General features: G+C 64.2%; 7 protein-coding genes and 1 pseudogene. 2 read left to right on the forward strand and 6 right to left on the reverse strand.

All coding sequences use genetic code 11. The features are described from left to right. Window positions 1-337: 337 nt before the first annotated feature. The 5 genes from PVW46_RS03675 to PVW46_RS03695 form a co-directional block, all read right to left on the reverse strand. Window positions 338-1,264: an SMP-30/gluconolactonase/LRE family protein gene (locus tag PVW46_RS03675; RefSeq protein WP_069208452.1), complete on the reverse strand. Its 927-nt coding sequence runs from the start codon at window positions 1,262-1,264 to the stop codon at window positions 338-340. Continuing rightward, entirely contained in the window at window positions 1,261-2,196 is a 936-nt protein-coding gene (locus PVW46_RS03680; protein WP_043145528.1) for an ABC transporter permease, read from the reverse strand. Before PVW46_RS03680 ends, PVW46_RS03675 begins: the two co-directional genes overlap by 4 nt. Then, window positions 2,193-3,122 carry an ABC transporter permease gene (locus tag PVW46_RS03685; protein ID WP_043145529.1) on the reverse strand — a complete coding sequence of 310 codons (930 nt, stop codon included), beginning with the start codon at window positions 3,120-3,122 and terminating at the stop codon, window positions 2,193-2,195. The genes PVW46_RS03680 and PVW46_RS03685 overlap by 4 nt, the downstream gene beginning before the upstream one ends. Beyond that, window positions 3,119-4,543: a sugar ABC transporter ATP-binding protein gene (locus tag PVW46_RS03690; protein ID WP_069208453.1), complete on the reverse strand. Its 1,425-nt coding sequence runs from the start codon at window positions 4,541-4,543 to the stop codon at window positions 3,119-3,121. Before PVW46_RS03690 ends, PVW46_RS03685 begins: the two co-directional genes overlap by 4 nt. 70 nt (window positions 4,544-4,613) lie before the next feature. Then, window positions 4,614-5,639: an ABC transporter substrate-binding protein gene (locus tag PVW46_RS03695; protein WP_069208454.1), complete on the reverse strand. Its 1,026-nt coding sequence runs from the start codon at window positions 5,637-5,639 to the stop codon at window positions 4,614-4,616. Window positions 5,640-5,854: 215 nt separating this feature from the next. Here PVW46_RS03695 and PVW46_RS03700 point away from each other — a divergent pair, with 215 nt between their 5' ends. Continuing rightward, window positions 5,855-7,033 carry a sensor histidine kinase gene (locus PVW46_RS03700; protein WP_069208455.1) on the forward strand — a complete coding sequence of 393 codons (1,179 nt, stop codon included), beginning with the start codon at window positions 5,855-5,857 and terminating at the stop codon, window positions 7,031-7,033. Then, window positions 7,030-7,746, forward strand: a complete 717-nt coding sequence (locus PVW46_RS03705) for a response regulator transcription factor (RefSeq protein WP_043145533.1) — start codon at window positions 7,030-7,032, stop codon at window positions 7,744-7,746. Before PVW46_RS03700 ends, PVW46_RS03705 begins: the two co-directional genes overlap by 4 nt. A gap of 41 nt (window positions 7,747-7,787) precedes the next feature. On the opposite strand, the pseudogene PVW46_RS03710 reads toward PVW46_RS03705, so the two are convergent. Then, window positions 7,788-8,632, reverse strand: a pseudogene (locus PVW46_RS03710) (IS91 family transposase); the annotation flags it as partial.

The following is an 8,632-nucleotide window of genomic DNA, read 5'->3' on the forward strand; positions in this document are numbered from 1 at the left end:
TTGTCAGCTTGCCGCCCAGCGCCGCCATCTTACCACCATTCCGACCACGCAAGGGAAGCACACAGGCGTAAACGAACAAAATCCCGAGAAACCCCGGACAAGGAAAGAACCCCGCGTTTGCAGGACCCTCGGTCACTGTACGCTGTTTCCTGCCATCAGAAAAAATGTGTGGGTGGCGGAGGGAACGGGACACCCGTCGAACCTTCTCTTCCCTGTAAGGAATTGAGAACGCTGGCCGGTCCGTTACATCAAAAGCTCGGATACTGGCTCATCCCCTTGCCGAAAAGGACCCACCCCCGCTGGAGTGCAACCTGTCCCCAAAAGGGATCGAGATCTGCTATTGCTTCCCGAGCGTCCAAGGCTCGGCACCGCGCACGTCCACGAAGACGCGATAGACGGACGTGGTGGCGGTAATGAACATCCTGTGCCCATCGCGTCCTCCGAAACACAGATTCGAAACGACCTGAGGAACCAGGATCTTGCCCAGCCGAGTGCCCTCGCTATCAAAACAATGCACACCGTCTGCTGCCGAGGACCACAAGTTGCCCATGACATCGCAGCGCATCCCATCCGGCAGGCCGTCGTCGATCTCGGCAAAGATGCCAGTGTCGCGCAGGTCGCCGCCTTCGACGGCAAAACGGCGAATGACGGAAGGCACCGAGTCGTCGTGGCTCGATCCGCTTTCGGCGATATAGAGCGTCTTTTCGTCCGGCGAGAAGCACAGGCCGTTCGGTTGGCTGAAATCGGTGACGACGGCGCTCAGCTCGCCGCCGGGCGACATGCGGAATACGTTGCAGCCGGATTGTTCGGGATCACTGCGAAAGCCCTCGAAATTCGAAATGATGCCGTAGGTCGGATCGGTGAACCAGACAGCCCCGTCCGAACTGACGACAACATCATTGGGCGAATTGAGCCGTTTGCCGTCAAACCTGTCGGCGAGAACGGTCAGTGACCCGTCGATCTCGGTCCGGACCACGTCGCGCATGCCATGACGGCAGCCTACCAACCGCCCCTGGCGATCCCGCGTGTTGCCGTTGTTGAACCCGGACCCGGAGCGGAAAACGGACACGCCGTCTTGTTCGGACCATCGCATGATCCGCTGGCTCGGGATATCCGAGAACAGCAGGCAGTCGTGATCCCCGAACCAGACCGGCCCTTCGGTCCAGGTGAAACCTTCGGCGATCACCTCCAGCTGCGACATGGGATGGACCAGCGCGGCGAACCGGTCATCATGGATTTCCAGGTGCGGCGGCAGTGTAATCATGTCCGGGCCCTCCTTGAGCTGGCGGCGATGACGATGGCGATGATGATCGTCCCGGTCAGCACGTTGCGCACGCCCGCCCCTGCCCCGTAGCTGTTCAGCATCGAGACAACGAGGAACATGAACAACGCGGCGCCCCAGACGCCCGGCACGTTGGAGTTGCCCCCGGCGATGGAACTGCCGCCGATCACGACGACGGCAATGGACATCAGCAGGTACTCCTGCCCCATGTTCAGCGCCGCCCCGCCCGAAAAGCTGGCCAGCAGGTAACCCGCCAGCGACGCGAACACGGCGACAGAGATATAGGTGGACGCGCGCACCAGTTCGACCGGCACGCCCGCCAGCCGCGCCACGCGCAGGTTTTGCCCCGTGGCCAGCAGCCACCGCCCCCAGACAGAGCGTTCCAGCACAATCCAGACAAGGATGGCCAGGGCCAGGCCGACCCAGGCCACGTTGGGCAGGCCCAGGAAACGTCCGGTGGCGAAATCGGCCAACCCGGCGGGCGGCTTGATCCGCAGGCCCCGGTTCGACCAAATGGCCAGCGACTGGTAGATCAGCGAGGCCGCCAGCGTCGCGATGATCGGCGGCAGACGCAACAGGAAGATCAGCGCGTAATTTGCCACCCCCGTGCCGAAACCGACGGCCAGCGCGATGACGAGGCCGAGAAAGGCTGTGCCGGGATCGCTGCCCATCGCCTTCAGCGCCAGGGTGGCAGCCAGGGTCATGGTGGCCGGGATCGACAGGTCGACGTTGCCGGGTCCCAGGGTGATCACCAGCATCTGCCCCAGCCCGACGATGGCTGCGAAGGCGCCGAAGGACAATGCGGCGTACCCCAGCTCTCCGGCGCCCCGCCCCGAGGTGAGGCCGAGGGTCAGCGAGAACGCCGCCGCCGCAGCCAGCCAGGACCAGAGCCAGGGCCTGCTCAGAACGCTCATGCCTCACTCCCCTTCTGGCGAAAGATCAGCCGGGCGGTCAGCACGAGAATCAGGATCGCGCCTTGTGCGCCGATCTGCCAGTCCGGCGAGAGGCGCATGAAGGACAGAAAGCTCGCCGCCAGTGTCAGGGTGAAGGCGCCGATCACCGCGCCGGTCGGGCTGACCTTGCCGCCGGTGAACTCGCCACCGCCCAGGATCACGCCCGCGATGGACAAAAGCGTGTAGCGCAGCGCGATGTTGGCGTCAGCCGAGGTGGCAAGACCCACCAGCGCCATGCCCGCAAGCACGCCAAAAAGCCCTGCCAGCCCGTAGGCCAGTGCCTTGAGCCGGATCACCGACCAGCCCGCCCGCGCGACCGAGCGCGCGTTGCCGCCCACGCCTCGCAGCACCGTCCCGATGCCGGAGCGCATGATCAGCAGATGGGTGACGGCGGCAATGATCACCGCAGCGACGACGGCCATCGGCGCAAACGGCGGCTTGACCGTCATCAGCGTGCGCAGCCAGCCGGGCGCGGCGCCGCCGGGCGAAGGCAGGATGAACAGCGCGATCCCGCCCCAGACAAAGGACATGCCCAGCGTCACCACGATGGCGGGCAGCTCTAGCGCGTGGATGACGGCCCCCAGCACAGCGTAGGACAGGACCAGGGCCAGCAGGATCAGCAGCCCCAGCATCGGCGCATCGTTCAGGAAGGTCGCCGTGACACAGGCCGCAAGGCTGACGAAGGCGCCCAGAGACAGGTCGATGTCGTTGACCATGATGATCATCATCTGCGCGATGGTTGCCAGCGCGATCGGCACCGCGAGGTTGAACAGCAGGTTCAACCCGAAATAGCTCATCGCACGCGGTTGCATGTAGAACGTCGCGGCCAGCAATACGGCAAGCGAGACCACCGGAAGAATGATCCGGTGGCGGGCAAGGAAAGTCATGACGCCTCCTGCATCTCGAAAGAGGCTTCGAGGATCTTCTCTTCGGTGATTTCCGCGCCGGTCAGTTCGGCGCTGATCTCGTGGTTGCGGAAGACGAAGACTCTGTCGCACTGGCAGACCTCTTCGGTTTCGGTCGAGTACCACAGGAAGGTGCGCCCGCGGGCGGCCTCGGCGCGGATCATGGCATAGACGTCCTGCTTGGTGCCTACATCCACGCCGCGCATCGGGTCATCCATGATGACGACCGGCGCCGCAGAGGCCAATGCACGGGCAAAGAGCACCTTCTGCTGGTTGCCGCCCGACAGCGACAGGATCGGGTTTGCGACGTCTTCGGTGCGGATGCCGATGCGGGTCTTCCAGTCCTGCGCCACCTTGGTCTCACCCTCACGGTCCACCAGCCCACACCGGGCGCCCTGCGGCAGGATCGAGACCGAGATGTTGCGCAGGATCGACCAGAGTGGCAAAACTCCGTCGCGTTGCCGGTCTCCGGCGACAAACACCACCTCGGGGGCTTTGCCCGCCCGCCACGCTGACGAGCGCGAGAGGTAAAGCCGCGCCAGCGCCGCCGCCTGCCCGTGACCGGCCAGGCCCGACAGGCCCACGATCTCGCCCTTGCGGGCGGTCAGGCCCTGGTCGGTGCGAACGACCTCCGTCCCGAAATCACGCCCGGTCCCGGTGGTTTCCGCCGTGTCGGCTGTGACGTGGCCCATGGCATCCACCAGACCCTGACGGGTGAAGTCTTCGGTCGGGCGCTCGGCCACGACCTTTCCGTCCTTCAAAACAACGATGCGGGTGGCGACCTGGAATACCTCGCCCATCATGTGCGAGATAAAGATCACCGCGCCACCCGAGGCGCAAAAGCGTTTTACATGGGCCAGCAACTGATCGGCGATGCCGGCGTCCAGCGACGAGGTCGGCTCGTCCAGGATGACCAGCCGCGCCTCGCTGCCGCGCGGGGCGAAACCGATGGCGATCTCGACCATCTGCCGTTCGGCGATGGACAGCGTGTCGACCTCTGCATTCGGGTCGATGCCGTGGCCGGGAAAAATCGTGTCGAGACTCTGGCGGATTTCTGCCCGCGCAGGCCGGCGCCAGTTCGGCCCCTTCAGCGCGCTGTGAGAGATGCGAAGGTTCTCGGCCACGGTCAGGTTGGGACAAAGTGAAAGTTCCTGGAAGACCGACCGCACGCCCGCCTCCAGCGCGCTGCTGCCCGTGGCGAACCCAACTGTACCGGACGACGGTGCCAGGCCGCCGTTTACCAGGTTTACCAATGTCGACTTGCCGGCGCCGTTGTGGCCGACCAGCCCGACGCAATCGCCCGGGGCGACGGACAGGGTCACCCCGTCGAGCGCGCGAACGGGCCCGAAATGCCGGGCCGCGTCCGTCAGCGACACGAGGGGCGCTCTCTCATGATCGTTCATGAGCGCTCCATTGATGGGATGAGGTTCGGCGGGCTGCCGTCTGGGCGCCCCGCCGGTGAGGATCACAGGATCACTTGGCGTCGGAGATGACCTGCTGGGCGTCTTCCAGCGAGTAGGTCACGTTGGCGACAGACCCCTCGGGGGTGGTGGCCAGGGCATCGTCAAGATTGTCCTGCGTGATCTTCAGGAAGGGAACTGTCAGATCCTTTGGCACCTCTTCGCCGGCAAGGATCTGCTGTGCGACCCAGAGCGCCAGCGACGCCACGCCCGGCGCGATTGACAGCGACAACGTCTCGTATCCGGTGGCATCGCGTTGATCGGCCCACCATTGCAGCTCGTCCTGACGATTGCCCAGAACGATCAGCGGCGTGTCGCGGCCGGCAGCCTTGAAGGCCTGCGCCGCCCCGTAGCCATCGCCACCCTGCGTCACGACCCCGACCACATCGGGCAGAGACGGCAGGATTCCCGCAACAGCCTTTTGCGAGACATCCTGGGCCCAGTCGCCGTGAACCGAGCCGACGATCTTGAACTGATTGTGTACCTCGACACCCTCGTGGATGCCTTTGCTGATCTCGTCATCAACAAACACCCCGGCGAGGCCGCGAATTTCAAGCAGGTTGCCACCATCGGGCAGGCGCGAGGCGAGGTAGTCCACTTCTTCCCGACCCATCGCCGCGAAATCCACCGCGATCCGCCAGGCGCAGGGCTCGGTCACGATCCCGTCAAAGCTGACGACGATCACGCCGGCATCGCAGGCTTCCTTGACGGCCCCGTTCAGGGCGGTGGGCGACGCGGCATTCAGCACGATGGCGTCATAGCCCTGCAGAATCAGGTTCTGGATTTGCGCGGCCTGCTCGGTGGGCTGGTTCTCGGAGGTGGTATAGGCGTCCGCGGCGGCGATAATGCCATCTGCAACTGCCTGCGCGCCGATTTCCTGCCATGTCTGGAGCATCGCCTGCCGCCAGGAATTGCCGGCATAGTTGTTGGACAGCGCGATGCGCTTGTCGGCGGTTTCGGACATGTGGGACTCGGCCTGGACCAGTCCCGCAGAAAGCGCAAGGCCTGCCGCACTCAGCAGCATCTTCGAAAGTGTCATGTTTTTCCTCCCTGTCGCACAGTAGTCCTGCGCTGTATGCCGGCCTGGAAAGGGCGCGGATGGCGTGATGATGCGGTCCGAAACGACACCTGTAAAGGTATCCTCCAGCAAAGCTGTTGCGGGTTCCCGCAAATATTTTGCGGCTCACGGTGTTCCTTTCTCCGGATTTCCCTGTAACGCTTGCGGGAACGTGCATTGCGCGACCGGAGGAGACGATGACCAACGCCTTGCAGGCGCCAGACAAGGGCGACGTCTTCCTGCGCATTTCGGCGCATCTGGCAGAACGGACCGATATTGCCTCGGCGCTCGAAGCGGTGGCCAACGAGATCGCGGAGGTCATTCCCTTTACGCACGCTGACCTATGCCTGAATGATCGTCCGGGCTGGCTGTCGAGTTACGAGGTCGGCATCCAGACGCGGTGGTCGCGGGCACGCACGCGGGTCGATGTCTCGCCGATCCGGGACCTGATCAACGGGCATTGCGATTTCATGCTGTGCGAGGATGCCATGCAGGATCCTCGCCAGACCTTCGAGGGGTCATGCTCGGAACCTATCTTCAACCACGCGCTGCGCTCGCGCGTGCATGTCCTGATGAAGGTCATGGGCCAGCCCATTGGGACGCTGAACATTTCGCATTCCACGCCCGGCATCTACAACGGCGAGACGGTGCAGCGCGCCCAACATGTGGCCGATGTCCTGTCGCCCTATTTCCACGCCTTGCACACCGCGGAACTGGCGCAACGGGCGGCGCAGGTCGGGCAGGAAGCCAAGGCGCGGGAAGAGGGTCTGCGCCGCGGTGCACTGGACCTGACGCAGACGCTTGAACGGGAACGCCAGCGCATCGGGATGGACCTGCACGACCAGACCCTTGCCGATCTGACCAGGCTGTTGCGGGAAGTCACCGGAGACGCGCCGCCCGGTCGGGATCACCTCGCGAGCCGGATCTCGGAAACGATCGGGGATCTGCGTCGGATCATCGACACGGCTGTCCCCAGCCTTCTGGAGCTTTTCGGGTTCCTGCATGCTGTGCAAGTGCATCTCGAACGCGCGGTCGGTTCCGCGCCCGTCGAGGTCGAGGTGATAGACGAGACGGATGGCGCGCCGGACCGGCTGAACCCGACCGTGCGGACCGCCCTCTTCCGCATCGCGCAGGAAGCCATCAACAACGCCGCGCGCCATTCCGGGGCCCGCCGCATCGAGGTAAGGATAGCACCTATGGCCCGGTCCGGCCTTGCCATGACAGTGCGCGACGACGGCTGCGGCATTCCGGCGGAGGTGCGGCGGAATTCCGGCCTTGCCCACATGCGGACGCGGGCGCGGCTGATCTCGGCCGAGCTTGATGTCCTGAACGACGACGGCTGCGCGCTTCGGGTCATGCTGGGTGATCGGTCATGAAGGTGCTCATCATCGAGGACGACCAGTTTCATGCGACCTATCTTCAGGAGGCCCTGGCCGAGGCCCTGCCCGAGGTGACAGAGATCTTTCATGCCGCCGATGGAGTGGCCGGTGAAGAAGAGGCTCGGCAGGGGGAAATCGAGGCCATCGTGATGGACCTGCAGATGGAACACCGCAACGGCATCGAGGCGGCGCGCACGATCTGGGCCGAACGGCCGCAGAGCCGCATCCTGTTCTGGTCCAACTACGCCGACGACGCCTATCTGCGCGGGATCGCCCAGGTCGTGCCCGAGGAGAGCGCCTATGGCTATGTCCTCAAGACGGCGTCGCGTGACCGTCTCAAGCTGGCGCTGCGCGCCGTGCTGGTCGAGGCACAGATCATCGTGGATCGCGAAATCCACCGTCTGCAGAAACGCGGCACCGCGCCGCGCACGCGGCTCGACGACAGCGAGTTCGACGTCTTGATCGATCTCGCGCTGGGGCTTCAGGACAAGTCGATCGCGGAACGGCGCGGCATGTCGCTCCGGACAGTCCAGAATCGCCTTTTATCGCTTTACGACAAGCTGGGAGTATCTTCGGACCTCGATGAGCACCTGACGCTAAACAAGCGCGTGCGTGCACTGAACCGCGCTCTGGCAACGCGCACCATCAACATCGAGACACTCGAAGCCGCGCAAAGGGATCTTAAAACTTGGTTGGCCGGACGTCGTTGATACGGCTTGGTAGAGACGCCGATCCATCAAGGGCGACAGCTCCAATCCTTCCAGCGGAAGGCCACGGTATTGGCATCGGCGCTAACCAGGCGGGCGTTCGCGATCGCCACCCGGTGGGTTTAGCGGCTCAGGTAGGCCAGCACCGCCTCGGGCCACCGAAGGGCGGTTTGGCGTAGACCACCCATTCGGATTTGCGGAACGGGGCGAGGCAAGCAGCGAAAGCACCGGCCTCAGCCAGCTCTTCAAGATCGCCGAAGAAGGCAAGTTTGCCCGCGCAGTGCAGGTCCATCAGCCCTTCCAGAAAAAGGCGCCGGAACAGCCGGGACAGGACCCGCGCATGTAGGAAGAAGCCGGGGTGGCAGGCGATCCAGCTGCTCCCGCCCGGCGACACGCCGCCACCGGGAACGATCATGTGGACATGCGGGTGATGCGTCAGGGCCGATCCCCAGGTGAGTAACACGCTGGTCATGCCGACCCGCGCGCCCATGCGCCTGGGATCGGCGGCGATGGTCATCACCGTTTGCGCCGAAGATTTGGACAACAACCCATAGACGGCCCGCTTGTTCCAATAGGCGATCCGGGCAATCTCTTCTGGCAGCGTGAAGACGACGTGGAAATACTCGACGGGCAACATATCCTCGGCGCGCGCCTCCATCCAGTCACGTGCCGTTGGCCCCTGACACTTCGGGCAGTGCCGGTTCTTGCAGGAATTATACGCAATGTGGTTGTGGCCGCATTTGGTGCAGCCCGTCACATGCCCGCCGAGCGCCTCGGTTCGACGGGTTTCAATTGCCGACATCACCTTCAGCAGCGCTAGGCTGACATGCCCCGCATTGTTCCGCCGCCACGCGGGGCCGTGGGCGCGAAAGATGTCAGCGATCTCCAG

Origin of the sequence: Mameliella sp. AT18 (assembly GCF_028807275.1) — a bacterium.
Lineage (GTDB): Bacteria > Pseudomonadota > Alphaproteobacteria > Rhodobacterales > Rhodobacteraceae > Antarctobacter > Antarctobacter albus.